This window comes from Streptomyces sp. NPDC018019, assembly GCF_044327805.1.
GTDB lineage: Bacteria > Actinomycetota > Actinomycetes > Streptomycetales > Streptomycetaceae > Streptomyces.
The window spans coordinates 172,730-198,305 of sequence record NZ_JBIRGD010000008.1; the positions used below are offsets into that span (position 1 = coordinate 172,730).

The window sequence follows — 25,576 nt, forward strand, 5'->3', positions numbered from 1 at the left end:
GCATGAAGACGATCGACGATCTCGCCCAGGAAGGGCTGTCCGGCAAGCGGGTCTTCGTCCGCGCCGACCTGAACGTGCCGCTGGACGGCACCACCATCACCGACGACGGCCGCATCCGCGCCGTCCAGCCGACGATCGCCAAGCTGGCCCAGCTCGGCGCCAAGGTGATCGTCGCCTCCCACCTGGGCCGTCCCAAGGGCGCCCCGGACCCGGCCTTCTCGCTGCGCCCCGCCGCCGAGCGGCTCGGTGAACTGATCGGCCGGGACGTCGCCTTCGCCACCGACACGGTCGGCGAGTCCGCCCGCTCGGTGGTCGCCGGGCTCGGCGAGGGCGAGGTCGCCGTCCTGGAGAACCTGCGCTTCAACCCGGGCGAGACCAGCAAGGACGACGCCGAGCGCGGCGCCTTCGCCGATCAGCTCGCCCAGCTGGCGGATGTGTACGTCGGCGACGGCTTCGGCGCCGTGCACCGCAAGCACGCCTCCGTCTACGACCTGCCGGCCCGCCTGCCGCACGCCGCGGGCGACCTGATCGCCGCCGAGGTCACCGTCCTGAAGAAGCTCACCGAGGACGTCAAGCGCCCGTACGTGGTCGTGCTCGGCGGCGCCAAGGTCTCCGACAAGCTGGCCGTCATCGACCAGCTGCTCGGCAAGGCCGACCGGCTGCTGATCGGCGGCGGCATGGCGTACACCTTCCTCAAGGCCAAGGGCTACGAGGTCGGCATCTCCCTCCTCCAGGAGGACCAGATCCCGGCCGTCACCGAGTACATGGAGCGCGCCGAGAAGAACGGCGTCGAGCTGGTCCTGCCGGTCGACATCCTGGCCTCGGCGGACTTCCCCGACCTGAAGACCAAGGCCCCGGCCGACTACGTCACGGTCGACGCCGACCGGATCCCCTCCGACAAGGAGGGCCTGGACATCGGCCCGAAGACCCGCGAACTGTTCGCCTCGAAGATCGCCGACGCGGAGACCGTCTTCTGGAACGGCCCCGTCGGCGTCGCCGAGCACCCGGACTACGCCGGCGGCACCACCGCCATCGCGCAGGCCCTGCTGGACAGCAAGGGCTTCACCGTCGTCGGCGGCGGCGACTCGGCCGCGGCCGTGCGCGCGCTCGGCTTCGACGAGAATGCTTTCGGCCACATTTCGACCGGTGGCGGCGCCAGCCTCGAATACCTCGAAGGCAAGACGCTCCCCGGCCTCGCCGCTCTGGAGGACTGAAGAACCGTGAGTGACCGTACCCCGCTGATGGCGGGCAACTGGAAGATGAACCTCAACCACCTCGAGGCCATCGCGCACGTCCAGAAGCTCGCCTTCGCACTCGCCGACAAGGACTACGAGGCCACCGAGGTCGCGGTCCTGCCGCCGTTCACCGACCTGCGCTCGGTGCAGACGCTGGTCGACGGCGACAAGCTCAAGATCAAGTACGGCGCCCAGGACATCTCGGCGCACGAGTCCGGCGCGTACACCGGTGAGATCTCGGGCGGCATGCTCGCCAAGCTCAAGTGCAGCTATGTGGCCGTCGGCCACAGCGAGCGCCGCCAGTACCACGGCGAGACCGAGGAGATCTGCAACGCCAAGGTCAAGGCGGCCTTCGCGAACGGCCTGACCCCGATCCTGTGCGTCGGCGAGGGCCTGGACGTCCGCAAGGCCGGCAACCAGGTCGAGTACACCCTCGCCCAGTTGGACGGCGGCCTCAAGGACGTCCCGGCCGAGCAGGCCGGGACCATCGTCATCGCCTACGAGCCGGTGTGGGCCATCGGCACCGGCGAGGTCGCCACGCCCGAGGACGCGCAGGAGGTCTGCGGCGCGATCCGCCGCCGCCTCGCCGAGCTGTACGGCCAGGAGGTGGCCGACCGGGTCCGCATCCAGTACGGCGGCTCGGTCAAGTCGGGCAACGTCGCCGCGATCATGGCGCAGCCGGACGTGGACGGCGCCCTGGTCGGCGGCGCGGCGCTGGACGTGGACGAGTTCGTCAAGATCGTCCGCTTCCGCGACCAGTAGCGGCTATGACGACGGGCCCGGCCCGTCGTACCCTGTCGGGGCCGGGCCCGGTGCCGTGTGCGCCGCCCGGCCCCGTACCATTCGATCTTCTTCGGTACGTTCCGTCCGCCAGTCCTAGAGAGTTGGTCCAGCCGTGGTCATCGGGTTCTCGGTAGCCCTCATCGTCTTCAGCCTGCTGCTGATGATGCTGGTGCTCATGCACAAGGGGAAGGGCGGCGGCCTGTCCGACATGTTCGGCGGCGGCATGCAGTCCTCGGTCGGCGGCTCCTCCGTCGCGGAGCGGAACCTGGACCGCATCACCATCGTCATCGGCCTGCTCTGGTTCGCCTGCATCGTCGCGCTCGGCGTCCTGATGAAGCTGGACAGCTGACACGGCGTCGGGGACGCGGCCTATCATGAGGGCGGCGTCCTCGGTGGGGGTGTAACTCCTGTCACTGGACGCGCGTTGGGCCTTACGTAGACTGGGGCGCTCGCAGCGCGACTGCTGTTCGATGCTTCGCAGCACCATTACGCAGGGAGTTACAACCGTGGCAAGTGGCAACGCGATCCGAGGAAGTCGGGTCGGGGCGGGGCCGATGGGGGAGGCGGAGCGGGGCGAGTCCGCACCGCGCATCCGCATCTCCTTCTGGTGCTCGAACGGGCACGAGACTCAGCCCAGCTTCGCCGGTGACGCGCAGATTCCGGACACCTGGGACTGCCCGCGCTGCGGCTTCCCGGCAGGCAAGGACCGGGACAACCCGCCGGACCCGCCGCGCACCGAACCGTACAAGACGCACCTCGCGTACGTCCGGGAGCGCCGGAGCGACGCCGACGGCGAGGCGATTCTCGCGGAGGCGCTCGCCAAGCTCCGCGGGGAGATCTGACGGACAGCACACACCACGACCGGCCCGGCCGGAGGGGAACGCCCTCCCGGCCGGGCCGTCCGCGTATCCGGGCTGCGGCCGGGTACCGGCGTACCGGGCTGTGGCCGGGCCGACGGGGGACCGGGCGCCGGACCGTGGTGCCGAAACGGTTCTGCGGGGCAGCCGACAGCGGGGGGACACCTCATCCCGCACCCTGATCAATTAGGTTGGGAGACGGCGGGGCCGGTACGAGAAGAAGAAGGCTGATGTCCGAGATGAACGCAGAAGGCCGCAGCAGGCTCGACCAGACGCCTGAGTGGACCGCGCTGAACAAGCACCGGGAGCAGCTCGGGGAGGTGCGGCTGCGCGACCTGTTCGACCAGGACCCGGACCGCGCCGGACGCTACACCCTCCAGGTCGGCGACCTGCACCTGGACTACTCCAAGCACCTGGTCACCGACGAGACGCTGCGCCTGCTGCGCGAGCTGGCCGCGGCCCGGGGCGTGGCGGAGCTGCGGGACGCGATGTTCCGCGGTGAGAAGATCAACGTCACCGAGGACCGGGCCGTGCTGCACACCGCGCTGCGCGCCCCCGAGTCCGCGTCGGTCAAGGTCGACGGCGAGAACGTCATGCAGGGCGTGCACCAGGTGCTGCGCAAGATGCAGATCTTCGTGGACCGGGTGCGCGGGGGCGAGTGGAAGGGCCACACCGGCAAGCCGATCAAGACGGTCGTCAACATCGGCATCGGCGGCTCGGACCTGGGCCCGGCGATGGTGTACGAGGCGCTGCGCGCGTACACCGTCCGGGGGATGCAGTTCCGCTTCGTCTCCAACGTGGACGGCGCCGACCTGCACGAGGCGGTCCGCGACCTGGACCCCGCCGAGACGCTCTTCATCGTCGCCTCGAAGACCTTCACCACCATCGAGACGATCACCAACGCCACCTCCGCCCGCAACTGGCTGCTCACCGGCCTGCGGGCCGGCGAGGAGGCGGTGGCCAAGCACTTCGTCGCGCTGTCGACCAATGCCGAGAAGGTCGCGGACTTCGGCATCGACACCGACAACATGTTCGAGTTCTGGGACTGGGTCGGCGGACGCTACTCCTTCGACTCGGCGATCGGCCTGTCCCTCATGCTGGCGATCGGCCCGGAGCGGTTCCGCGAGATGCTGGCCGGCTTCCACCTCGTCGACGAGCACTTCCGCTGCGCCCCCGCCGAGGAGAACGTCCCGCTCCTCCTCGGTCTGCTCGGCGTCTGGTACGGCAACTTCTGGGACGCCCAGTCCCACGCCGTCCTGCCCTACAGCCACTACCTCTCCAAGTTCACCGCGTACCTCCAGCAGCTGGACATGGAGTCCAACGGCAAGTCCGTCGACCGTGACGGCAACCCGGTGCACTGGCAGACCGGTCCGGTCGTGTGGGGCACGCCCGGCACGAACGGTCAGCACGCGTACTACCAGCTGCTCCACCAGGGCACGAAGCTGATCCCCGCGGACCTCATCGGATTCGCCAACCCGGTGGCGGACCTCCACCCGGGCCTGGTGGACCAGCACGACCTGCTGATGGCCAACCTCTTCGCCCAGGGCCAGGCGCTGGCCTTCGGCAAGACGCCGGACGAGGTGCGGGCCGAGGGCGTGCCCGAGGAACTGGTCCCGCACAAGACCTTCAAGGGCAACCGCCCCACCACGACCATCCTGGCCAAGGAACTCACGCCGTCCGTACTGGGCCAGCTGATCGCGCTGTACGAGCACAAGGTGTTCGTCCAGGGCGCCATCTGGAACATCGACTCCTTCGACCAGTGGGGCGTCGAACTGGGCAAGGTCCTGGCGAAGCGGGTCGAGCCCGCGCTGACCGAGGGGGCGGAGGTCGAGGGTCTGGACGCCTCGACGAAGTCCCTGGTGGCCGCGTACCGCGCGATGCGGGGCCGCTGATGGCGGCGGAGGAAGAGGTTCTGGCGGACTTCCTGGACCTCCTCACCCCGGAGAACCGCGACTGGCTCCGGACCCGCCCGGAGACCGAGCAGCGGGAGGTGGCGATCCGTCACCTCCAGGCCGTACAGGGCGACAAGGAGCATGGCCTGGGCCCCTACGACACCCATGACACTGACGTGTCGGGTGTGGCGGTGGGGGATCTGCAGGACCCTGCGCACGTCGCCAACGCGATGGTGCGCCAGGAGCGGGAGCGACGGCCCTAATCGGCTGGGGTCCGGTCGCGGTCGGCGCGGGCCCGGCCCCTCCGGACTCCGTCCTACGGTGCCGGGCCCTTCCGTAGGTGTCAGTCTGGCGCGTACGTGGGTGGGGGGGGGGACGCCTGCCCCCACCGGCCGTCGGTCGCCGTACGGCGGGAGGGGGCGGGCCGTAGGACGGAGTCTGGAGGGCCGGTCCCGTGCCCCGGGTACGGCGGGCGCCCCGGTACGGGCAGTGAGTCGGCCACGGTGCCTGGTCTGCCACCGGGCGGCGAAACCCGGTCGGTACGACGAACGGCCCCGCTCCCCACCGGGAACGGGGCCGTTGTCGATGCGGCGGCGTCAGGCCGACGCCGGCGGGTACAAGCCTCGCGGCAGCTGCGACGCAGCCGCCTCGTCCAGGAGCCACAGCGTGCGGCTGCGGCCGTACGCGCCCGCGGCCGGAGCCTGTATTTCCCCGGCGCCGGAGAGCGCCATCGCCGCGGCCTTCGCCTTGTCCTCGCCCGCCGCGAGCAGCCAGACCTCCCGTGCCGCGCGGATCGCGGGCAGGGTGAGGGAGAGGCGGGTGGGCGGGGGCTTGGGGGCGCCGTGTACGGCGACCACCGGGCGCTCCGTCTCGCGGACGGCGGGCAGTTCGGGGAAGAGCGACGCGACGTGCGTGTCCGGGCCGACGCCCAGGAGGAGGACGTCGAAGGACGGCACCGGGCCGTGGTCCTCGGGGCCCGCCGCCGCGGCCAGTTCGACCGCGTACGCCTCGGCCGCGGCGTCCGCGTCGTTGCCGTACGGGCCGTTGGACGGGGCCATCACGTGCACCCGCGCCGGGTCGACCGGAACGCTGTCCAGCAGGGCCTCGCGGGCCTGCGTGTAGTTGCGCTCCGGGTCGCCGTCCGGCAGGAACCGCTCGTCGCCCCACCACAGGTCCAGGCGCGACCAGTCCACCGCGTCCCGCGCGGGCGCCTCGGCGAGGGCCGCGAGCAGCCCGTTGCCGTTGCGGCCGCCCGTCAGGACGACGGAGGCCGCGCCGCGGGCGGCCTGCGCGTCCACGATCTTCGTGATCAGCCGGGCTGCCGCGGCCTTGGCCATCAGCTCCTTGTCGCGGTGGACGACGACCTGTGGCGCGCTCACTCGGAGGCCGCCTTGGAGGCTGCCTTCTTGGAGGCGGACTTCTTGGCGGGGGCCTTGCCCTTGGTCTCGGCTTCCGCCGCGGCAGGGGCATCCGTCGCCTCGGCCGCAGGCGCGGCCACCGGCTCGTCGGCGGACTCGGCCGCCTTCGCGGCCAACGGCGTCTGGGCCCGCTGCGGCTCGCCGAGCCGGTCCACGCCGTACTTCAGGGCGGAGGCGTACGTGTCGTCCGGGTCGAGCCGGCGCAGCTCCTCCGCCAGGAGTTCGGCGGTCTCGCGCCGCTTGAGCGCCACGTTGCGGTCCGGCTGGCCCTGCATCGCGAGGGTGGCCAGCGAGCCGTCCGCGCGGTCCAGTGCGACCGGGCCGCAGTCGGTCTCCATCCGGACGGCCGTCAGGCCGGGGCCGGCCGAGAGGAGCCGCCGGACCGGTACGTTCAGCCGGTCGGCGAGCCACATGGCGAGCAGTTCGACGCTCGGGTTGAACTCCTCGCCCTCGACCTCGACCTCGGCCACCTTGCACGGCAGCTGGTCGAGCGCCGCCGCGAGCATCGAGCGCCACGGCGTGATGCGGGTCCAGGACAGGTCCGTGTCGCCGGGGGAGTACGCCTCCGCGCGCTCGGCCAGCTCCCGGAGCGGGTTCTCGGCGGTGTACATGTCGGTCACGCGCCGCTGCGCGAGCGCGCCGAGCGGGTCGCGGGCCGCGTCCACCGGCGCGTTGACCGGCCACCAGACGACGACCGGCGCGTCCGGCAGCAGCAGCGGCAGCACCACGGACTGGGCGTGGTTGATGGCCTCGCCGTACAGCCGCAGCACGACCGTCTCGCCGGTGCCGGCGTCCGCGCCGACCCGGACCTCGGCGTCCAGGCGCGCCTTGGCGCGGTCGCGGGGCGACCGGCTGACGCGCTTGATGACGACGAGCGTGCGCGAGGGGTGCTCGCGGGACGCCTCGTTGGCGGCCTTCAGGGCGTCGTAGGCGTTCTCCTCGTCGGTGACGATGACGAGGGTGAGCACCATGCCGATGGCGGGGGTGCCGATGGTACGACGGCCCTGGACCAGCGCCTTGTTGACCTTGCTGGCCGTGGTTTCCGTCAGATCGATCTTCATGGCCGACGCCAGCTCCGTCCGTCTCGTGCGAGCATTTCGTCCGCCTCGTCCGGTCCCCACGTCCCGGCCGGGTACTGCGCGGGCTTGCCGTGCCGGTCCCAGTACTCCTCGATCGGGTCGAGGATGCGCCAGGACTGCTCGACCTCCTCGACGCGCGGGAAGAGGTTCGCGTCGCCGAGCAGCACGTCCAGGATCAGGCGCTCGTACGCCTCCGGGCTGGACTCGGTGAAGGACTCGCCGTACGCGAAGTCCATCGAGACGTCCCGTACCTCCATGGAGGTGCCGGGCACCTTCGACCCGAAGCGCATGGTGACGCCCTCGTCCGGCTGGACGCGGATGACCAGGGCGTTCTGGCCCAGCTCCTCGGTGGCGGTGTGGTCGAAGGGGGAGTGCGGCGCGCGCTGGAAGACGACCGCGATCTCCGTGACGCGGCGGCCCAGGCGCTTGCCGGTGCGCAGGTAGAAGGGGACGCCCGCCCAGCGGCGGTTGTCCACCTCCAGCTTGACCGCGGCGTAGGTGTCGGTGCGGGAGTTGGGGTCGATGCCCTCTTCCTCCAGGTAGCCGACGACCTTCTCGCCGCCCTGCCAGCCGGCCGTGTACTGGGCGCGCACCGTCTCCTTGCCCAGGTCGGCGGGGAGCCGTACGGCGCCCAGGACCTTGGTCTTCTCGGCGACCAGCGCGTCCGCGTCGAAGGAGGCGGGCTCCTCCATGGCGGTCAGCGCGAGCAGCTGGAGCAGGTGGTTCTGGATGACGTCGCGGGCGGCGCCGATGCCGTCGTAGTAGCCGGCCCGGCCGCCGATGCCGATGTCCTCGGCCATGGTGATCTGGACGTGGTCGACGTAGGACCGGTTCCAGAGCGGCTCGAACAGGGTGTTGGCGAAGCGGAGCGCCAGGATGTTCTGGACGGTCTCCTTGCCGAGGTAGTGGTCGATCCGGAAGACCGACTCGGGCGGGAAGACCTCGTGGACGATCCGGTTCAGTTCCTTGGCGCTGGCCAGGTCGTGGCCGAAGGGCTTCTCGATGACGGCGCGGCGCCAGCAGTCGCCCTGCTGGTCGGCCAGGCCGTGCTTCTTGAGCTGCTGGACGACGGTGGGGAAGAACTTGGGCGGGACGGACAGGTAGAAGGCGAAGTTGCCGCCGGTGCCCTGGGCCTTGTCGAGTTCCTCGATGGTGTCCTTGAGGGTCTCGAAGGCCTCGTCGTCGTCGAAGTTGCCCTGGACGAACCGGCAGCCCTGGACGAGCTGCTGCCAGACCTCCTCGCGGAACGGCGTACGGGAGTGCTGCTTGACGGCCTCGTACACCTCCTGCGCGAAGTCCTGGTGCTCCCATTCGCGGCGGGCGAAGCCGATGAGGGAGAAGCCCGGCGGCAGCAGCCCGCGGTTGGCCAGGTCGTAGACGGCAGGCATCAGCTTTTTACGGGACAAATCGCCCGTGACACCGAAGATGACCAGGCCCGACGGCCCCGCGATACGCGGGAGCCGTCGGTCTGCAGCGTCACGCAGCGGATTGCTGCTGGACAAAGTGGGTCAGCCCTCCGAAGGAGCGAGGCGCTTGAGCTCCGCCTCAGTGGACTTGAGCAGGTCGTTCCAGGACGCCTCGAACTTCTCGACGCCCTCGTCCTCCAGCACCTGCACGACGTCGTCGTACGAGATGCCGAGCTTCGCCAGCGCGTCGAGGTCGGCGCGGGCCTGCTCGTAGGTGCCGCGCACCTTGTCACCGGAGATCTCGCCGTGGTCGGCGGTGGCCTCCAGGGTGGCCTCGGGCATGGTGTTGACCGTGTTCGGCGCCACCAGCTCCTCGACGTACATGGTGTCCTTGAGCGACGGGTCCTTCACGCCGGTCGAGGCCCACAGCGGACGCTGCTTGTTGGCGTGCGCCTTCTCCAGCGCGGCCCAGCGGTCCGAGGCGAAGACCTCCTCGTACGCCTGGTAGGCCAGCCGCGCGTTGGCGACGGCGGCCTTGCCCTTGAGGGCCTTGGCCTCGTCGGTGCCGATGGCGTCCAGGCGCTTGTCGGTCTCGGTGTCCACGCGGGACACGAAGAAGGACGCCACGGAGTGGATCTTCGACAGGTCCAGGCCGGCGGCCTTGGCCTTCTCCAGACCCTCCAGGTACGCCGCCATCACCTCGCGGTAGCGCTCCAGGGAGAAGATCAGCGTGACGTTGACACTGATGCCCCGGGCGATCGTCTCGGTGATCGCCGGCAGGCCCGCCTTGGTGGCCGGGATCTTGATGAGCGCGTTCGGCCGGTCCACCAGCCAGGCCAGCTGCTTGGCCTCGGCGACGGTGGCGCGGGTGTTGTGCGCCAGGCGCGGGTCGACCTCGATGGAGACCCGGCCGTCCTGGCCGTCGGTGGCGTCGAAGACCGGGCGCAGGATGTCGGCGGCGTCCCGGACGTCCGCCGTCGTGATCATCCGGATGGCTTCCTCGACGGTGACCTTGCGGGCCGCCAGGTCGGTGAGCTGGGTGTCGTACCCGTCGCCCTGCGAGATGGCCTTCTGGAAGATCGACGGGTTGGTGGTGACACCGACGACGTGCTGCTGGTCGATCAGCTCGGCCAGGTTGCCGGACGTGATCCGCTTGCGGGACAGGTCGTCCAGCCAGATCGCGACGCCTTCGTCGGAGAGGCGCTTGAGTGCGTCTGTCATGGGGTTTGCATCTCCTACTTGTTCGTGTACGGGCGTCAGCGCGTGGCCGCTGCGAGCGATTCCCGGGCCGCCGTGGCGACCGCGTCGGCGGTGAAGCCGAACTCGTGGAAGAGGACCTTGGCGTCCGCCGAGGCACCGAAGTGCTCCAGCGAGACGATGCGGCCCTGGGCGCCCACGTAGCGGTGCCAGGTCAGACCGATGCCGGCCTCGACCGCGACCCGGGCCTTGACCGTCGGCAGCAGCACGCTGTCGCGGTACCCCTGGTCCTGCTCCTCGAACCACTCGACGGACGGCATCGAGACGACGCGCGTCGGGATGCCCTCGGCCTGCAGCGCCTCGCGCGCCTCGACGGCCAGCTGCACCTCGGAGCCGGTGCCGATCAGGATGACCTGCGGCTCGCCGCCCTCGGCCTCGACCAGCACGTAGCCGCCCTTGGCCGCCGCCGGGTTCGCCTCGTACGTCGGTACGCCCTGACGGGTGAGCGCGAGGGCGTGCGGCGCCGGCTTGGACTGGTGGCGGCGCAGGATCTCGGCCCAGGCGGTGGCGGTCTCGTTGGCGTCGGCCGGACGGACGATGTTCAGGCCCGGGATGGCGCGCAGCGCGGCCAGGTGCTCGACCGGCTGGTGGGTCGGGCCGTCCTCGCCCAGGCCGATGGAGTCGTGCGTCCACACGTACGTCACCGGCAGCTGCATGAGCGCGGCGAGCCGGACGGCGGGGCGCATGTAGTCGGAGAACACCAGGAAGGTGCCGCCGTAGATGCGGGTGTTGCCGTGCAGCGCGATGCCGTTCATGGTCGAGCCCATGGCGTGCTCGCGGATGCCGTAGTGCACCGTGCGGCCGTACGGGCTGGCCTCGGGCAGCGGGTTGCCCTCCGGCAGGAACGAGGAGTTCTTGTCGATGGTGGTGTTGTTCGAGCCGGCGAGGTCGGCGGAGCCGCCCCACAGCTCGGGCACGACCGCGCCCAGCGCCTGGAGGACCTTGCCGGAGGCGGCGCGGGTGGCGATGCCCTTGCCGGTCTCGAAGGCGGGCAGCGCCTTCTCCCAGCCGTCCGGCAGCTCGCCCGCCTGGATGCGGTCGAACTGGGCGGCACGCTCCGGGTTGGCCGCGCGCCAGGCGGCCATGGCCTTGTCCCACTCGGCGTGCGCCTCGCTGCCGCGCTTCCAGGCGGCGCGGGTGTGCTCGATGACCTCGTCGGAGACCTCGAAGGTCTTCTCCGGGTCGAAGCCCAGCACCTTCTTGGTGGCCGCGACCTCTTCGGCGCCCAGCGCGGAGCCGTGCGCGGCCTCGGTGTTCTGGGCGTTCGGGGCGGGCCAGGCGATGATCGAGCGGGCGGCGATGAAGGAGGGACGCTCGGTCTCCTCCTGGGCCGCCTTCAGGGCCTTGGCCAGTCCGACCGGGTCGAGGTCGCCGCTGGGCAGCTGCTCGACACGCTGGACGTGCCAGCCGTAGGACTCGTAGCGCTTGAGGGTGTCCTCGGAGACCGCGGTCTCGGTGTCGCCCTCGATGGAGATGTGGTTGTCGTCCCACAGCAGTACGAGGTTGCCGAGCTTCTGGTGGCCCGCGAGCGAGGACGCCTCGGCCGACACGCCCTCCTGGAGGCAGCCGTCACCGGCGATGACCCAGATGGTGTGGTCGAAGGGCGAGGTTCCGGGCGCCGCGTCCGGGTCGAACAGGCCGCGCTCGTAGCGGGCGGCCATGGCCATGCCCACGGCGTTGGCGACACCCTGGCCGAGCGGGCCGGTGGTGGTCTCCACGCCGACGGTGTGGCCGTACTCCGGGTGGCCCGGGGTCTTGGAGCCCCAGGTGCGGAAGGCCTTCAGGTCGTCCAGCTCCAGGCCGTAGCCGGCCAGGTAGAGCTGGATGTAGAGGGTCAGGCTGGAGTGGCCGGCGGACAGGACGAACCGGTCGCGGCCGGTCCACTTCGCGTCGGCCGGGTCGTGCCGCATCAGCTTCTGGAAGAGGACGTAGGCGGCCGGCGCGAGGCTCATGGCGGTACCCGGATGGCCGTTACCGACCTTCTGCACGGAATCCATGGCCAGGACGCGAACGGTATCGACGGCCCGCTGGTCCAGATCGGTCCACTCGAAATCTGTGGTGGTCGGCTTGGTGCTCACCCTGAGTCAGGGCTCCTCTCCACATGTCGAATGCCGGCGGCGGTTTGTCCGCCGGGCGTTGTCGAGCCTACCCCTGCATGTACGCGCGTCTTTTCGACGGAGCGTCGACGGCTCGTCATGATGAAACTCGACGCCTTAGGCAACCAAATCCGCGCGCCGAACATTCCCGCCCCGGTGGAGCGGCCACGTCTCCAGACTGCCGGGCGGTGCCGGGCTTCGCCTCTCGAACGGTGTGAACGGTGGCGGAACGGACGGCACAGGGCGCCGCCGACAGGGGGCGCGACGCGCGGTGGGGCGGCGGAAACGGGGGGCCGCGGCACACGGCGGAGCGGCGGTGCACGGCGCGCGACGCGCGCGACGGCCGGTGGGCGATGCGGCCCGAGCGGCCCCGGCACCCGCCCCAACACGACCCCACCCCCGCGAAGGCCGTCGTATCGCCAACGTCTAAAGTGGCGTGGTACGCGCAAGCTTTACCGGGTCTTCACGGCCGGGGAGGCTTGCTGGCCTTATCTTCGCGGCGCAAGCCGCTGATGTTACTTCCAGGGGTGTGCGTGACGGCCGTCGAATCCCGTCCTGCGGAGGGGGGCACCGCCCATGCCGTCAAGGCTATGGGGGCGCTCGGTCCGGACCCGCAGGGTCCAGATCACCGTCCGTTCGGGGCCCGTGTCAAGGCGTTCGTGGCGCTGACCAAGCCGCGCGTCATCGAACTGCTGCTGATGACGACGATCCCGGTGATGTTCCTGGCGGCCGGCGGCGTCCCCGACCTCTGGCTGGTGCTGGCCACCTGCATCGGCGGTTACCTCTCCGCGGGCGGCGCCGCCGCCTTCAACATGTACATCGACCGCGACATCGACGCCCTGATGGCCCGCACCTCGCAGCGGCCGCTGGTGACCGGCATGGTCTCGCCCCGCGAGTGCCTGGTCTTCGCGACCGCGCTGGCCGTCGGCTCCACCGCGTGGTTCTGGTTCCTGGTCAACCCGCTCTCGGCGATGCTCTCGCTCGGCGCGCTGCTCTTCTACGTCGTCGTCTACACGATGATCCTCAAGCGGCGCACCGCCCAGAACATCGTCTGGGGCGGCATCGCGGGCTGCATGCCGGTCTTCATCGGCTGGTCCGCGGTCACCAACACCGTCTCCTGGGCCTCGGCCGTGCTCTTCCTCGTCATCTTCTTCTGGACGCCGCCGCACTACTGGCCGCTGTCCATGAAGGCCAAGGACGACTACGAGCGGGTCGGCGTGCCGATGCTCCCGGTCGTCGCCGGGAACAAGGTGGTGGCGCGGCAGATCGTCGCGTACAGCTGGGTGATGGTGCTGGTCTCGCTGCTGCTCCAGCCGCTGGGCTACACGGGCTGGTTCTACACCGCGGTGGCCGTGCTGTGCGGCGGCTTCTGGCTCATCGAGGCGCACGGCCTCCAGGCCCGCGCCAAGGCCGGGATCACCGGGGCGAAGCTGAAGGAGATGCGGCTGTTCCACTGGTCGATCACCTATGTGTCGCTGCTGTTCGTCGCCCTCGCCGTGGACCCGTTCCTGAGGTAGGCGCGCGTACGCCGAGACGTCCGCCGGGCCCGTCACGATCCGTTCGTGGCGGGCCCTCGGCGTACGTACGGAGCGCGCCCGGCGGCCCCGTCCGGCCCGCCGGGCAGCTCTTCCCCCGCTGATTACCGGCGGGTAGCATCCTGTCCATGGCAGACACCGAACAGGCTGACGAGCAGCTCGACGACCAGGTGGCCGGGGGCCGGTCCAAGCGGGACGAGCGGCGCACGGCCGCGCTGGCCAAGGCCGTCCGCGCCTTCGCCGCCGCGCACGGCGGCAGCGCCGGGGCCCAGCTCGCCCACATCGGCCGCGGCCGGGTCCGGATCGCGCTGGTCGGCGCCGACGGCCAGTGGGGCAACCTGGTCGCCGACTCCCAGGACATCGCCCGGTCCGCGGCCGAGCGGGCGGGCGCCGAGCTCCATGAGAACTTCGACGGCGACCTGGCGGCCAGGGTGCGCACCGGGCCGTACGAGTGGTCGCGGATGGCGGGCATCCAGGTGGGCGGTCCGGCCAACACCTGAGCCCGGCCCGGGCCCGCCGCCACCCGCCGCGGACCGCACCGACGGCCCCGCGGCCCGGACGGCCCGCTACCTGACGACCGCGTCGTCCGTTGAGTCCACCAGGGGCGGCGTCCGTGCCGCGCCGGGTGGGCTTTCGGCGCCGCGGGCGCCTTCGGCTTCGGCGAGGAGGGGCGGATGGACCGACTGCCACCGCTCGTGGACCAGTACAGCCACGGCGCGCTCCACGGGGACCTGGGCCTGGGCGCCTTCGAGGCGCACCTGGCCGCCGCCTCCGGCGGCCACGGCCCGGCGCCGGCCGGCACCACCTTCTTCGACAGCTGGACCGGCCTCGGCGTACGCCGCTGGTGCCCGCCGCTGCTCGGCCTGGAGCCGCACTGCCCGCCCGCCCGCTACCTCGCCCGCAGACGGGAGCTGGGCGCCTTCCGCGCGAGCCGGCTGCTGCTGCGCGGCTCCGGCATCGGCACGTTCCTGCTGGCGGCCGGCGTCCCCAGCGAGCTGACGTCGGCCGCCGAACTGGCCGCCGCCGCCGAGGCCGGGGCGCACGAGGTGATACGGCTCGAACCGCTCGCCGAACAGATCGCCGACACCTCCGGCAGCGTCGACTCCTTCATCGGCTACACGGCGGAAGCGGTCTACGCGGCCACCCAGGACGCCACCGCCTTCGCCTCCGCCGCCCCCTTCTGCGAGGGCCGCGCCCCGGAGGCGGGCGAGGTGCGGCGCGCGGCCGACCGGTGGCTGCGCGACCGCAGGCCGGGGGAGCGGCTCGCCGACCCGACGCTCCTGCGGCACCTGCTGTGGAGCGCGGTGGCCACCGGCGTCCCCGTCCAGCTGCACTGCCCCGACCCGCAGCCGCTGGCGGGCTTCCTGCGGGCCACCGCCGGCCTCGGCACGGACCTGGTGCTGCTGCCCCGGCCGCCGCACCACGGACGGGCGGCACAGCTGGCCGCGGTCCACCCGCACGTCTACGCGGACGCCGGGCCGCGCCCCGAGGAAACGCTCACCCTGGCCCCGTTCGGCAAGCTGCTGTTCTCCACCGGGGCGCGGTCGCTGCCCGAGCTGTACGTGACGGGCGCGCGGTTCTTCGTACGGGCCGTGCGGCGGGTCGTACGGGAGTGGACGGCGGAGGGCATGTGCGCGCCGGTGGACGCGCGGCGGATCACCGCGATGATCGCGTCCGGGACGGCGCGCCGCGTCTACCGGCTGGAGGCGGAGGTGCCGGCGGCGGGCTGAGGCGCGGCGGCCGGGGCCTTCGCGGCGGGAGTTTCCGGGGCTTCCGTGGCGGGTGCGGGCACCTCGGCCTCGGACGTGGCGGTCCCGCCTTCCACGGCGGGCACCGGCCCCCGGTCGCGCAGCGCCAGGTGGATGCGCAGCACGCAGATCCACACCAGCGTCGAGACCAGCATGTGCAGGCCGACGACGATCTCCGGCAGACCCGCGAAGTACTGGACGTAGCCGATGACGCCCTGGAGGGCGATGCAGCCGAACAGCTCCAGGACCATCCGGCGCGGCGCGGCCGGGGCCTTGACGGCGCGCAGTGTGAACCACAGGGCCACGGACAGGCCGACGACGATGTAGACGAAGTCGACGTGCAGCTGGGTGATCTCGCGCCAGTCCACCGGGATGCGGTGGACCTTCTTGGCGTCGCCCGCGTGCGGTCCGGCGCCGGTGACGACCGTGCCGATGACGGTGAGTGCGCCGGTCGCCAGGACCAGCAGCCCGGACAGCTGGCGCACCGGCCGGGAGACCAGGTCGCGCGGCTCCTCGTCGCCCTCCGCGGCCCGCCGCCAGGCCAGCACGGAGACCGTGAGCAGGGCGGTGGTCAGCAGGAAGTGCGCGGCGACCAGGTACGGGTTCAGGCCGGTCAGGACGACGATGCCGCCCCAGACCGCGTTGCCCATGACGATCCAGAACTGCGCCCAGCCGAGCCGGGTGAGCGAGCGGCGGCGGGGCGCCCGGGCGCGGGCCGCGATGATGAAGAGGCCGATGAACGCGCACAGCACGTACGTCAGCAGCCGGTTGCCGAACTCGATCAGGCCGTTGATGCCCATCGCGGCGGTGGGCGTGAGGCTGTCCGGGGTGCACTTGGGCCAGGTCGAGCAGCCCAGACCGGACTGGGTGAGCCGGACGGCGCCGCCGGTGACGACGATGACGACGGACATCACGACGGTGGCGAGCGCGGCCCGCCGTACGAAGGCGGCGCTCGGCTGCCAGCGGCGCGCGATCAGCTCAAAGGGGTTCCACGTGTTCGGCACGGAGCCATCGTAGGCCGCGGCTTGTGCAAAGTTTCACGAGGGGTGGGCAACGCGCCGGAACGGTGCTCACGCCCCGGCCGCGACTACTCCCAGCGGAAGAACCGGGCCGCCGCGCCCAGCCCGAGGACCGCCCAGACGGCGAGGATGCCGAGGTCGCCCCAGGGCAGACCCGCACCGTGCTGGAGGACGTCCCGCAGGCCGTCCGAGAGCGCGGAGATCGGCAGCAGCCCGAGGACCGACTGCGCCGCGTCCGGGAACTTGTCCAGCGGCACGATCACCCCGCCGCCCACCAGCAGCAGCAGGAAGACGAGGTTGGCCGCCGCCAGGGTCGCCTCCGCCTTGAGGGTGCCCGCCATGAGCAGACCGAGGCCCGAGAACGCCGCCGTACCGAGGATCAGCAGCAGCACCACCGACAGCGGGTTGCCGTGCGGGGACCAGCCCAGCGCGAAGGCGATCACCGTCAGCAGTACGACCTGGAGGATCTCGGTCACCAGCACGGAGCAGGTCTTGGCCGTCATCAGCGCCCAGCGGGGCAGCGGCGAGGCGGCCAGCCGCTTGAGGACCCCGTACCGGCGCTCGAAGCCGGTGGCGATGGCCTGCCCGGTGAAGGCGGTGGACAGCACGGCCAGGGCCAGGATGCCCGGCGCGAGGAAGTCGACCGCCTTGCCCGCGCCCGTGTCCACGATGTCCACCGCGGAGAACAGCACCAGCAGCAGCGTCGGGATGACGACGGTCAGCAGCAGCTGCTCGCCGTTGCGCAGCAGCATCTTCGTTTCGAGGAGGGCCTGGGCGCGGATCATCCGGGGCAGCGGCGCCGCGCCGGGCCGGGGGGCGAAGGTGCCCGGGGCGCCGGCCGCGCCGCCCCGGTCCGTCGTGCCGGTGGCGGTCATGAACGCAGCTCCTTGCCGGTCAGTTCGAGGAAGACGTCCTCCAGGGTGTGCCGCTCGACGGCTATGGCGTCGGGCAGCACACCGTGCTGTGCGCACCAGGAGGCCACGGTCGCCAGCAGCTGCGGATCGACCTTTCCGGTCACCCGGTACGTACCCGGCGTCAGCTCGGCCGCGGCACTGTCCGCGGGCAGCGCCTTGAGCAGCGTCCCCAGGTCGAGGCCGGGCCGGCCGGTGAAGCGCAGGGTGTTCTCCGCGCCGCCCTTGCACAGCTCCTCCGGGCTGCCCTGGGCGATCACCCGGCCGCCGTCGATGATTGCCACGTCGTCGGCGAGCTGCTCGGCCTCGTCCATGAAGTGCGTGGTCAGTACGGTGCTCACGCCGTCGGCGCGCAGCTCCCGTACGAGATCCCAGGTGGCGTGCCGGGCCTGCGGGTCCAGGCCGGCCGTCGGCTCGTCGAGGAAGACCAGCTCGGGGCGGCCGACGACGGCCATGGCCAGCGCGAGCCGCTGCTGCTGCCCGCCGGACAGCCGCCGGTAGCCCGTTCGGCCGCAGCCGCCCAGGCCCAGCCGGTCCATGAGCAGGTCCACGTCGACGGGGTGGGCGTGCAGGCTGGCGGTGTGCCGCAGCATCTCCTCCGCCCGGGCGCCCGCGTAGACGCCGCCGGACTGGAGCATCACGCCGATACGGGGGCGGAGCGCCGCGGCGTCGGCGACCGGGTCCAGGCCCAGGACGCGGACGGTGCCCGCGTCGGGGCGCCGGTAGCCCTCGCAGATCTCGACGGTGGTGGTCTTCCCGGCGCCGTTGGGTCCGAGGACGGCGGTCACCGAGCCCGCCTCGACCCTGAGGTCGAGGCCGTCCACCGCGGTCTTGGTCCCGTACCGCTTGACCAAACCGGTGACCTCGACGGCAGGCGGACGGCCGGGGGTTCGGGGGGTGTCCCCGGAGGAGGCGCTGCGCATGACCGGCAGTCTACGAAGCGCGGGGGTGCGCGCAGGAGCGGGGGCGAAAAGGCGCGGGCCCGCCCCGGGCGGGGGAGCGGTGCGGCGCGGGGTGTCCCTGTGCGGGGCGTAGATCACCGGGGCCCGGGCCGGGTGGTGCGACGCGGCCGGGCGGAGCCGGGCCGTGGCGGTGAATCCGCAGGTCAGGCGCGGTGCTGCCGGGTCCGTACGGGACCCTGGCGCGCCCGGCGATTAGGTGACCCTTAGTGATCGAGGCCACCTGTCCGTGATCCGGTCGAGGGTTGTCTCGGCCTGAGGAATTACGCAACAATGGCGTTGTGAAATACGCGAGCGAGGACCAGGAAGGTACCGCGGCCCGTCCGGCCGGCGGACCGGACCGCCCCGCGCCCGCGCGGGCCGCGCGCTCCGCCGCCTCCGGCGCCGCGCCGTCCCACGACGAACAGCGGGGCACGCGCAACCGCGTCGCGCGCTCCATCCTCGACCACGGTCCGTCCACCGCGGCCGAGCTGGCCCTCCGGCTGGAGCTGACCCAGGCGGCCGTCCGCCGCCACCTCGACGCCCTCGTCGCGGAGAACGTGGTCGAGCCCCGCGAGAAGCGCGTCTACGGCGCGCGCACCCGCGGTCGCCCCGCCAAGGTCTTCGCGCTCACCGACTGCGGCCGGGATGCCTTCGACCAGTCCTACGACCAGCTCGCGGCCGACGCGCTGCGCTGGATCGCGGAGAGCGCGGGCGGCGGCGAGCTGGGCGAGGCCGCCGTCGCGGCGTTCGCCCGCGCCCGCTTCGCCTCGCTGGCCGAGGGCTACCGCCGGGCCGTCGAGGCCGCGCCCCCCGAAGCCCGCACCCGGGCACTTGCCGAGGCGTTGACCGCGGACGGGTACGCTGCTACGGCACGCAGCGCGCCCAGTCATCAGCTAGGTGAGCAGCTCTGCCAGCACCACTGCCCGGTCGCCCACGTCGCCGAGCAGTTCCCGCAGCTGTGCGAGGCGGAGACCGAGGTCTTCTCCCGCCTGCTGGGGACCCACGTGCAACGTCTTGCCACCATCGCCCACGGTGACGGTGTCTGCACGACCTTCGTCCCGAAGGGCCGCGAGGCCGCCGGCAAGACCGCCCACCGCACCACCAAGACCACCACAGCTTCTGCAAGCACGGCCGGGAGGAACCCCGCATGACTCTCCCCACGGAGACTGCTCACCCCGAGCTCGAGGGCCTGGGCACGTACGAGTACGGCTGGGCCGACTCCGACGTGGCCGGCGCCTCTGCCAAGCGCGGCCTGTCCGAGGATGTCGTCCGCGACATCTCGGCGAAGAAGAACGAGCCGGAGTGGATGCTCAAGCTCCGCCTCAAGGGCCTCAAGCTCTTCGGCAAGAAGCCCATGCCGAACTGGGGCTCGGACCTGTCGGGCATCGACTTCGACAACATCAAGTACTTCGTGCGCTCCACGGAGCAGCAGGCCGCCTCCTGGGAGGACCTGCCCGAGGACATCAAGAACACCTACGACAAGCTGGGCATCCCCGAGGCGGAGAAGCAGCGGCTGGTCGCCGGTGTCGCGGCGCAGTACGAGTCCGAGGTCGTCTACCACCAGATCCGCGAGGACCTGGAGCAGCAGGGCGTCATCTTCCTGGACACCGACACGGCGCTCAAGGAGCACCCGGAGCTGTTCAAGGAGTACTTCGGCACGGTGATCCCGGCCGGCGACAACAAGTTCGCCTCGCTGAACACCGCGGTCTGGTCGGGCGGCTCGTTCATCTACGTCCCCAAGGGCGTGCACGTGGACATCCCGCTCCAGGCGTACTTCCGCATCAACACCGAGAACATGGGTCAGTTCGAGCGGACGCTGATCATCGTCGACGAGGACGCCTACGTCCACTACGTCGAGGGCTGCACCGCCCCGATCTACAAGTCCGACTCGCTGCACTCCGCGGTCGTCGAGATCATCGTGAAGAAGGGCGGCCGCTGCCGCTACACGACGATCCAGAACTGGTCGAACAACGTCTACAACCTGGTCACCAAGCGCGCCGTCGCCTACGAGGGCGCGACCATGGAGTGGGTCGACGGCAACATCGGCTCCAAGGTGACGATGAAGTACCCGGCCGTCTACCTGATGGGCGAGCACGCCAAGGGCGAGACCCTGTCCATCGCCTTCGCGGGCGAGGGCCAGCACCAGGACGCGGGCGCCAAGATGGTCCACATGGCCCCGCACACCTCGTCCAACATCGTCTCGAAGTCGGTGGCGCGCGGCGGTGGCCGCACCTCCTACCGCGGTCTGATCGAGATCGGCGAGGGCGCGGAGGGCTCGAAGTCCAACGTGCTGTGCGACGCCCTGCTCGTGGACACCGTCTCCCGCTCGGACACCTACCCGTACGTGGACGTCCGCGAGGACGACGTGACCATGGGCCACGAGGCGACCGTCTCCAAGGTCAGCGACGACCAGCTCTTCTACCTGATGGCGCGCGGCCTGTCCGAGGACGAGGCGATGGCGATGATCGTGCGCGGCTTCGTCGAGCCGATCGCCCGCGAGCTGCCCATGGAGTACGCGCTGGAGCTGAACCGGCTGATCGAGCTGCAGATGGAAGGCGCGGTCGGCTGACGGCCGCAGCGAGCAGCGACTGATTCTCAACGAGGAAGAGAGCACGACGACAGCCATGGCTGAGGCTCAGACAATCCCGGCTGGTTCCACGACCACGGGTTCGATCGCGGTGGCCGCCGAGTCCACCGTCGCCACCCGGATGAGCGCCCCGCCGTCCTACGACGTGGCGGACTTCCCGGTGCCGCACGGCCGCGAGGAGGAGTGGCGCTTCACCCCCCTCGCGCGCCTGAAGGGCCTGCACGACGGCACCGCCGTCGCCTCCGGCGCCGACCTGAAGGTGGACATCACGGCGCCCGAGGGCGTCACCCACGAACTGGTCGAGCGCGACGACCCGCGCGTCGGCAAGGCCGGCAAGCCCGTCGACCGGGTCGCCGCCCAGGCGTACAGCTCCTTCGAGAAGGCGTCGGTCGTCACGGTGCCCAAGGAGACGGTGCTCACCGAGCCGATCCGCATCGCCGTGCACGGCGAGGGCGGTACCGCCTTCGGCCACCAGGTCATCGAGCTGGGCGCGTTCGCCGAGGCCGTCGTCGTGATCGACCACACCGGCGACGCCACGCTCGCCGCCAACGTCGACTACCTCATCGGCGACGGCGCCAAGCTGACCGTCGTCTCGGTGCAGGACTGGGACGACACCGCCGTCCACGTCGGCCAGCACAACGCGCTGGTCGGCCGGGACGCCGGCTTCAAGTCCGTGGTCGTCACCTTCGGCGGCGACCTGGTCCGGCTGCACCCGCGCGTGACGTACGCGGGCCCCGGCGGCGAGGCCGAGTTCTACGGCCTGTACTTCACCGACAACGGCCAGCACCAGGAGCACCGCCTCTTCGTCGACCACGAGGCGCAGAACTGCCGCTCCAACGTCGTCTACAAGGGCGCCCTCCAGGGCCAGGACGCGCACGCGGTCTGGATCGGCGACGTGCTGATCCGCGCCGCCGCCACCGGCACGGACACCTACGAGCTCAACCGCAACCTGGTGCTGACCGACGGCGCCCGGGTGGACTCGGTGCCCAACCTGGAGATCGAGACCGGCGAGATCGTCGGCGCCGGCCACGCGAGCGCCACCGGCCGCTTCGACGACGAGCAGCTGTTCTACCTGATGGCCCGCGGCATCCCGGCCGACGAGGCCCGCCGCCTGGTCGTCCGCGGCTTCTTCGCCGAACTCGTCCAGCAGATCGGTCTGCCGGACGTGGAGGAGCGCCTGATCGCCAAGATCGAGGCCGAGCTGGAAGCGTCCGTGGCATGAGCCCGGCCTTTGTACGCGTCTGCGGGCTGTCCGAGCTGGCGGAGGACAGCCCCAAGCGGGTCGAGATCGACGGCGTGCCCGTCTCCCTCGTCCGTACCGAGGGCGAGGTGTTCGCGATCAACGACATCTGCTCGCACGCGAACGTCTCGCTGTCCGAGGGCGAGGTGGACGACTGTGCGATCGAGTGCTGGCTGCACGGCTCCAGCTTCGACCTGCGCACCGGCAAGCCGTCCGGCCTCCCCGCGACGCAGCCCGTCCCCGTATACCCCGTAAAGATCGAAGGAGAGGGCGCGGACGCTTCCGTGCTCGTCTCCGTCACCCAGGAGTCCTGAGTCCCCATGGCAACGCTTGAGATCCACGACCTGCACGTCTCCGTCGAGGCCGAAGGCGGCCCGCGCGAGATCCTGAAGGGCGTCGACCTGACCGTGAAGCAGGGCGAGACGCACGCCATCATGGGCCCCAACGGCTCCGGCAAGTCCACCCTCGCCTACTCGCTGGCGGGTCACCCCAAGTACACGATCACCGGCGGCACCGTCACCCTCGACGGCGAGGACGTCCTGGAGATGTCCGTCGACGAGCGCGCCCGCGCCGGCGTCTTCCTCGCCATGCAGTACCCGGTCGAGGTGCCCGGCGTCTCGGTCTCCAACTTCCTGCGTACCTCGGCCACCGCCATCCGCGGCGAGGCCCCCAAGCTGCGTACGTGGGTCAAGGAGGTCAAGGAGGCCATGGAGCGCCTCAACATGGACCCGGCCTTCGCCGAGCGCAACGTCAACGAGGGCTTCTCCGGCGGTGAGAAGAAGCGCCACGAGATCCTCCAGCTGGAGCTGCTCAAGCCGAAGATCGCGATCCTCGACGAGACCGACTCCGGCCTGGACGTCGACGCGCTGCGGATCGTCTCCGAGGGCGTCAACCGCGTCCGCGAGTCCGGTGACGTGGGCACCCTGCTGATCACCCACTACACCCGGATCCTCCGGTACATCAAGCCCGACCACGTGCATGTCTTCGCCAACGGCCGGATCGCCGAGTCCGGCGGCCCGGAGCTGGCGGACAAGCTGGAGGCCGAGGGCTACGAGGCGTACGTGAAGGGTGGCGCAACCGCGTGACAAAGCTGCCGGGCCTCCTCGACACAGAGGCGATCCGCAAGGACTTCCCCATCCTGGACCGCCGGATCCACGACGGGAAGAAGGTCGTGTATCTGGACAACGCGGCCACCTCCCAGAAGCCCCGCCAGGTGCTCGACGCGCTGAACGGGTACTACGAGCGCTACAACGCCAACGTCCACCGCGGTGTGCACGTGCTCGCCGAGGAGGCCACGGCGCTGTACGAGGGTGCGCGCGACAAGGTCGCCGCCTTCATCAACGCGCCGAGCCGCGACGAGGTGATCTTCACCAAGAACGCCTCCGAGTCGCTCAACCTGGTGGCGAACATGCTCGGCTGGGCGGACGAGCCGTACCGGGTCGACCACGACACCGAGATCGTCATCACCGAGATGGAGCACCACTCCAACATCGTCCCGTGGCAGCTGCTGTCGCAGCGCACCGGCGCGAAGCTGAAGTGGTTTGGGCTGACCGACGACGGCCGGCTCGACCTGGAGACGATCGACGAGGTCATCACCGACCGCACGAAGATCGTCTCGTTCACCCTGGTCTCCAACCTGATGGGCACCGTCAACCCGGTCGAGGCGATCATCCGCCGCGCCCAGGAGGTCGGCGCGCTGGTCTGCATCGACGCCTCGCAGGCCGCCCCGCACATGCCGCTGGACGTACAGGCGCTCCAGGCGGACTTCGTGGCCTTCACCGGCCACAAGATGTGCGGCCCGACCGGCATCGGCGTCCTGTGGGGCCGCCAGGAACTGCTGGAGGACCTCCCGCCGTTCCTCGGCGGCGGCGAGATGATCGAGACCGTCTCGATGCACTCCTCCACCTACGCCCCCGCGCCCCACAAGTTCGAGGCCGGTACGCCCCCGATCGCGCAGGCCGTCGGCCTCGGCGCGGCCGTGGACTACCTCACCTCGATCGGCATGGAGAACATCGCCGCGCACGAGCACGCGATGACCGAGTACGCCGTCAAGCGGCTGCTGGAGGTCCCCGACCTGCGCATCATCGGCCCCGCCACGGCCGAGGACCGCGGTGCGACGATCTCCTTCACGCTCGGTGACATCCACCCGCACGACGTGGGCCAGGTGCTGGACGAGCAGGGCATCGCGGTCCGGGTCGGCCACCACTGCGCGCGGCCGGTCTGCCTGCGCTACGGAATTCCCGCGACCACGCGAGCGTCTTTCTACCTGTACTCCACTCCGGCCGAGGTCGATGCCCTCGTCGAGGGGCTGGAGCACGTCCGCAACTTCTTCGGATGAGGACGAGGACTGACTGAGCCGTGAAGCTGGATTCGATGTACCAGGACGTCATCCTGGACCACTACAAGCACCCCCATGGGCGCGGTCTTCGGGACGGCGACGCCGAGGTGCACCACGTCAACCCGACCTGCGGTGACGAGATCACCCTGCGCGTACGGCTCAACGGTGCGACCGTGGAAGACGTGTCGTACGAGGGCCAGGGCTGCTCCATCAGCCAGGCCAGCGCGTCCGTGCTCAACGACCTGCTGGTCGGCAAGGAGCTGGGCGAGGCGCAGAAGATCCAGGAGACCTTCCTGGAGCTGATGCAGTCCCGCGGCCAGCTGGAGCCGGACGACGCGATGGAGGAGGTGCTGGAGGACGCGGTGGCGTTCGCCGGCGTCTCGAAGTACCCGGCGCGCGTCAAGTGCGCGCTGCTGAGCTGGATGGCCTGGAAGGACGCCACGGCCAAGGCCCTGTCCGAGGAGGCGAAGACCGCATGACCGACAACGCAGTGACCACGAAGCCGGCCTCGGAGGAAGAGGTCCGCGAGGCCCTGTACGACGTCGTCGACCCCGAGCTGGGCATCGACGTCGTCAACCTGGGCCTGATCTACGGCATCCACGTCGACGACGCCAACATCGCCACCATCGACATGACGCTCACCTCGGCGGCCTGCCCGCTGACCGACGTCATCGAGGACCAGGCGAAGTCCGCCACGGACGGCATCGTCAACGAGCTGAAGATCAACTGGGTCTGGATGCCCCCGTGGGGCCCGGACAAGATCACCGACGACGGCCGCGAGCAGCTGCGGGCGCTCGGGTTCAACGTCTGACCGACCCCCTGACACGGCCATGCCCGCCAGGCACACTGGCGGGCATGGCCGTTTCGCTGTACCAGCTCGCCGTGGACGCGCACGATCCGAAGGGGCTCGCCACCTTCTGGGCCCGCGTCCTGGACTGGCGCATCGTCTACGAGGACCCGGAAGAGGTGATCATCGCCGCCGGCGAGAACGCCCTGCCCGGCATCGTCTTCCTGGCGGTTCCTGAGGCGAAGGCCGGCAAGAACCGGCTGCACATCGACCTCACCCCGGACGACCAGGCGGCCGAGGTCGCGCGGATCACCGGGCTCGGCGCGCGCCGGGCGGACGTGGGGCAGGGGGACGACGTGTCGTGGGCGGTGCTGGCGGACCCGGAGGGGAACGAGTTCTGCGTGCTCACGCCCAAGAAGTCGTTGCTGGACTGAGGCGGCGGGGCGG

General features: G+C 71.0%; 26 protein-coding genes. 18 read left to right on the forward strand and 8 right to left on the reverse strand.

Features of this window, described 5'->3' with window-relative positions; all coding sequences use genetic code 11:
• The first annotated feature begins 2 nt into the window (after positions 1-2).
• The 6 genes from ACH4FX_RS16050 (at position 3) to ACH4FX_RS16075 (ending at position 5,030) form a co-directional block, all read left to right on the forward strand.
• A complete protein-coding gene (locus tag ACH4FX_RS16050; protein WP_398479238.1) occupies positions 3-1,214 on the forward strand; it encodes a phosphoglycerate kinase in 1,212 nt (403 codons plus the stop codon).
• Positions 1,215-1,220: 6 nt separating this feature from the next.
• Complete coding sequence (gene tpiA, locus ACH4FX_RS16055) at positions 1,221-1,997, forward strand: triose-phosphate isomerase (protein WP_398479240.1); 777 nt, start codon at positions 1,221-1,223, stop codon at positions 1,995-1,997.
• Positions 1,998-2,130: 133 nt separating this feature from the next.
• Positions 2,131-2,367, forward strand: a complete 237-nt coding sequence (gene secG, locus ACH4FX_RS16060) for a preprotein translocase subunit SecG (RefSeq protein WP_398479242.1) — start codon at positions 2,131-2,133, stop codon at positions 2,365-2,367.
• Between the two features lie 157 nt (positions 2,368-2,524).
• Positions 2,525-2,860 (forward strand): RNA polymerase-binding protein RbpA, encoded by a 336-nt coding sequence (locus ACH4FX_RS16065; protein ID WP_003986538.1) that lies wholly within the window; start codon positions 2,525-2,527, stop codon positions 2,858-2,860.
• Positions 2,861-3,114: 254 nt separating this feature from the next.
• The gene (pgi, locus tag ACH4FX_RS16070) at positions 3,115-4,767 is read left to right on the forward strand and encodes a glucose-6-phosphate isomerase (RefSeq protein ID WP_398479496.1); all 1,653 of its coding nucleotides are present in this window, start codon (positions 3,115-3,117) and stop codon (positions 4,765-4,767) included.
• Positions 4,767-5,030, forward strand: a complete 264-nt coding sequence (locus ACH4FX_RS16075) for a hypothetical protein (RefSeq protein WP_398479244.1) — start codon at positions 4,767-4,769, stop codon at positions 5,028-5,030. The genes pgi and ACH4FX_RS16075 overlap by 1 nt, the downstream gene beginning before the upstream one ends.
• 333 nt (positions 5,031-5,363) lie before the next feature.
• On the opposite strand, the gene pgl is transcribed toward ACH4FX_RS16075, so the two are convergent.
• The 5 genes from pgl to tkt are packed head-to-tail and all read right to left on the reverse strand — an operon-like array spanning position 5,364 to position 12,005.
• Positions 5,364-6,146: a 6-phosphogluconolactonase gene (gene pgl / locus ACH4FX_RS16080; protein ID WP_398479246.1), complete on the reverse strand. Its 783-nt coding sequence runs from the start codon at positions 6,144-6,146 to the stop codon at positions 5,364-5,366.
• Positions 6,143-7,246 (reverse strand): glucose-6-phosphate dehydrogenase assembly protein OpcA, encoded by a 1,104-nt coding sequence (gene opcA / locus ACH4FX_RS16085; protein ID WP_398479248.1) that lies wholly within the window; start codon positions 7,244-7,246, stop codon positions 6,143-6,145. Before opcA ends, pgl begins: the two co-directional genes overlap by 4 nt.
• Positions 7,243-8,766, reverse strand: a complete 1,524-nt coding sequence (gene zwf / locus ACH4FX_RS16090; RefSeq protein WP_398479250.1) for a glucose-6-phosphate dehydrogenase — start codon at positions 8,764-8,766, stop codon at positions 7,243-7,245. Before zwf ends, opcA begins: the two co-directional genes overlap by 4 nt.
• Before the next feature lie 6 nt (positions 8,767-8,772).
• Complete coding sequence (gene tal, locus ACH4FX_RS16095; RefSeq protein WP_398479252.1) at positions 8,773-9,891, reverse strand: transaldolase; 1,119 nt, start codon at positions 9,889-9,891, stop codon at positions 8,773-8,775.
• A gap of 35 nt (positions 9,892-9,926) precedes the next feature.
• Entirely contained in the window at positions 9,927-12,005 is a 2,079-nt protein-coding gene (gene tkt / locus ACH4FX_RS16100) for a transketolase (protein ID WP_398479254.1), read from the reverse strand.
• A gap of 551 nt (positions 12,006-12,556) precedes the next feature.
• On the opposite strand from tkt, the gene ACH4FX_RS16105 reads away from it, so the two are divergent.
• From ACH4FX_RS16105 to ACH4FX_RS16115, 3 genes are all read left to right on the forward strand, one after another.
• Entirely contained in the window at positions 12,557-13,540 is a 984-nt protein-coding gene (locus tag ACH4FX_RS16105; RefSeq protein WP_398479255.1) for a heme o synthase, read from the forward strand.
• Between the two features lie 146 nt (positions 13,541-13,686).
• Entirely contained in the window at positions 13,687-14,058 is a 372-nt protein-coding gene (locus tag ACH4FX_RS16110) for a hypothetical protein (RefSeq protein ID WP_398479257.1), read from the forward strand.
• Between the two features lie 174 nt (positions 14,059-14,232).
• Positions 14,233-15,288 carry an amidohydrolase gene (locus ACH4FX_RS16115; RefSeq protein ID WP_398479259.1) on the forward strand — a complete coding sequence of 352 codons (1,056 nt, stop codon included), beginning with the start codon at positions 14,233-14,235 and terminating at the stop codon, positions 15,286-15,288.
• On the opposite strand, the gene ACH4FX_RS16120 is transcribed toward ACH4FX_RS16115, so the two are convergent.
• The 3 genes from ACH4FX_RS16120 to ACH4FX_RS16130 form a co-directional block, all read right to left on the reverse strand.
• A complete protein-coding gene (locus ACH4FX_RS16120) occupies positions 15,252-16,310 on the reverse strand; it encodes a heme A synthase (RefSeq protein ID WP_398479261.1) in 1,059 nt (352 codons plus the stop codon). The two genes, ACH4FX_RS16115 and ACH4FX_RS16120, sit on opposite strands and share 37 nt — an antisense overlap.
• Positions 16,311-16,393: 83 nt before the next feature.
• Positions 16,394-17,200 carry an ABC transporter permease gene (locus ACH4FX_RS16125; RefSeq protein WP_398479262.1) on the reverse strand — a complete coding sequence of 269 codons (807 nt, stop codon included), beginning with the start codon at positions 17,198-17,200 and terminating at the stop codon, positions 16,394-16,396.
• Positions 17,197-18,159: an ABC transporter ATP-binding protein gene (locus ACH4FX_RS16130; RefSeq protein WP_398479264.1), complete on the reverse strand. Its 963-nt coding sequence runs from the start codon at positions 18,157-18,159 to the stop codon at positions 17,197-17,199. Before ACH4FX_RS16130 ends, ACH4FX_RS16125 begins: the two co-directional genes overlap by 4 nt.
• Positions 18,160-18,476: 317 nt before the next feature.
• Between ACH4FX_RS16130 and ACH4FX_RS16135 the strand changes: the two genes are divergently transcribed.
• From ACH4FX_RS16135 to ACH4FX_RS16175, 9 genes are read left to right on the forward strand one after another with little or no spacing between them, the layout of a single operon-like run.
• A complete protein-coding gene (locus ACH4FX_RS16135) occupies positions 18,477-19,328 on the forward strand; it encodes a helix-turn-helix transcriptional regulator (protein WP_398479266.1) in 852 nt (283 codons plus the stop codon).
• Positions 19,325-20,746, forward strand: a complete 1,422-nt coding sequence (sufB, locus tag ACH4FX_RS16140) for a Fe-S cluster assembly protein SufB (RefSeq protein WP_030670413.1) — start codon at positions 19,325-19,327, stop codon at positions 20,744-20,746. The genes ACH4FX_RS16135 and sufB overlap by 4 nt, the downstream gene beginning before the upstream one ends.
• 55 nt (positions 20,747-20,801) lie before the next feature.
• Complete coding sequence (gene sufD, locus ACH4FX_RS16145; RefSeq protein ID WP_398479269.1) at positions 20,802-21,986, forward strand: Fe-S cluster assembly protein SufD; 1,185 nt, start codon at positions 20,802-20,804, stop codon at positions 21,984-21,986.
• Entirely contained in the window at positions 21,983-22,318 is a 336-nt protein-coding gene (locus ACH4FX_RS16150; RefSeq protein WP_398479271.1) for a non-heme iron oxygenase ferredoxin subunit, read from the forward strand. The genes sufD and ACH4FX_RS16150 overlap by 4 nt, the downstream gene beginning before the upstream one ends.
• 6 nt (positions 22,319-22,324) lie before the next feature.
• Positions 22,325-23,089, forward strand: a complete 765-nt coding sequence (sufC, locus tag ACH4FX_RS16155; protein ID WP_398479273.1) for a Fe-S cluster assembly ATPase SufC — start codon at positions 22,325-22,327, stop codon at positions 23,087-23,089.
• Positions 23,086-24,342, forward strand: a complete 1,257-nt coding sequence (locus ACH4FX_RS16160) for a cysteine desulfurase (protein ID WP_398479275.1) — start codon at positions 23,086-23,088, stop codon at positions 24,340-24,342. The genes sufC and ACH4FX_RS16160 overlap by 4 nt, the downstream gene beginning before the upstream one ends.
• Before the next feature lie 20 nt (positions 24,343-24,362).
• Positions 24,363-24,821 carry a Fe-S cluster assembly sulfur transfer protein SufU gene (sufU, locus tag ACH4FX_RS16165; RefSeq protein ID WP_003983960.1) on the forward strand — a complete coding sequence of 153 codons (459 nt, stop codon included), beginning with the start codon at positions 24,363-24,365 and terminating at the stop codon, positions 24,819-24,821.
• Positions 24,818-25,153, forward strand: coding sequence for a metal-sulfur cluster assembly factor (locus tag ACH4FX_RS16170; protein WP_030021265.1), 336 nt, complete (start codon positions 24,818-24,820; stop codon positions 25,151-25,153). The genes sufU and ACH4FX_RS16170 overlap by 4 nt, the downstream gene beginning before the upstream one ends.
• A 44-nt stretch (positions 25,154-25,197) precedes the next feature.
• Positions 25,198-25,563, forward strand: a complete 366-nt coding sequence (locus ACH4FX_RS16175) for a VOC family protein (RefSeq protein WP_398479277.1) — start codon at positions 25,198-25,200, stop codon at positions 25,561-25,563.
• Positions 25,564-25,576: the final 13 nt, after the last annotated feature.

Coding starts and splice junctions, on each gene's coding strand:
- ACH4FX_RS16050 (WP_398479238.1), top strand. CDS start 3: ATGAAGACGATCGACGATCTCGCCCAGGAAGGGCTGTCCGGCAAGCGG.
- pgi (WP_398479496.1), top strand. CDS start 3,115: ATGAACGCAGAAGGCCGCAGCAGGCTCGACCAGACGCCTGAGTGGACC.
- ACH4FX_RS16075 (WP_398479244.1), top strand. CDS start 4,767: ATGGCGGCGGAGGAAGAGGTTCTGGCGGACTTCCTGGACCTCCTCACC.
- opcA (WP_398479248.1), bottom strand. CDS start 7,246: ATGAAGATCGATCTGACGGAAACCACGGCCAGCAAGGTCAACAAGGCG.
- tal (WP_398479252.1), bottom strand. CDS start 9,891: ATGACAGACGCACTCAAGCGCCTCTCCGACGAAGGCGTCGCGATCTGG.
- ACH4FX_RS16110 (WP_398479257.1), top strand. CDS start 13,687: ATGGCAGACACCGAACAGGCTGACGAGCAGCTCGACGACCAGGTGGCC.
- ACH4FX_RS16115 (WP_398479259.1), top strand. CDS start 14,233: ATGGACCGACTGCCACCGCTCGTGGACCAGTACAGCCACGGCGCGCTC.
- ACH4FX_RS16125 (WP_398479262.1), bottom strand. CDS start 17,200: ATGACCGCCACCGGCACGACGGACCGGGGCGGCGCGGCCGGCGCCCCG.
- ACH4FX_RS16130 (WP_398479264.1), bottom strand. CDS start 18,159: ATGCGCAGCGCCTCCTCCGGGGACACCCCCCGAACCCCCGGCCGTCCG.
- sufB (WP_030670413.1), top strand. CDS start 19,325: ATGACTCTCCCCACGGAGACTGCTCACCCCGAGCTCGAGGGCCTGGGC.
- sufD (WP_398479269.1), top strand. CDS start 20,802: ATGGCTGAGGCTCAGACAATCCCGGCTGGTTCCACGACCACGGGTTCG.
- ACH4FX_RS16150 (WP_398479271.1), top strand. CDS start 21,983: ATGAGCCCGGCCTTTGTACGCGTCTGCGGGCTGTCCGAGCTGGCGGAG.
- sufC (WP_398479273.1), top strand. CDS start 22,325: ATGGCAACGCTTGAGATCCACGACCTGCACGTCTCCGTCGAGGCCGAA.
- ACH4FX_RS16170 (WP_030021265.1), top strand. CDS start 24,818: ATGACCGACAACGCAGTGACCACGAAGCCGGCCTCGGAGGAAGAGGTC.
- ACH4FX_RS16175 (WP_398479277.1), top strand. CDS start 25,198: ATGGCCGTTTCGCTGTACCAGCTCGCCGTGGACGCGCACGATCCGAAG.